General features: G+C 69.4%; 1 protein-coding gene. It reads right to left on the reverse strand.

Features of this window, described 5'->3' with window-relative positions:
- Positions 1–7: 7 nt before the first annotated feature.
- The coding region (locus tag KZZ06_RS21630; RefSeq protein WP_257884540.1) for an NAD(P)-binding domain-containing protein at positions 8–252 on the reverse strand (245 nt) is incomplete at its 5' end.

Raw genomic sequence — 252 nt, forward strand, 5'->3', positions numbered from 1 at the left:
GCGCCGCTCAGCACTTGTTCAACGATGCCGCTGGTGGGCAGCATGGTGACGATGATGTCGCTTTGCGCGGCCAGCGCCGCGCAGGTGGCGGCTGCCTGGCCGCCACTTCCCGCGCGAACTTGTCGGCTTGCCCCGGCACGGCGTCGAACACCGTCACCGCGAAGCCGGCCTGCACCAGCCGCGCCACCATCGGCCAACCCATGCTGCCGATGCCGATCAGGCCCACGCGTTCTTGCGCTGCGCTCATGCTTG

The organism is Sulfitobacter sp. CW3 (assembly GCF_019392245.1).
Classification (GTDB): Bacteria; Pseudomonadota; Alphaproteobacteria; order Rhodobacterales; family Rhodobacteraceae; genus Sulfitobacter.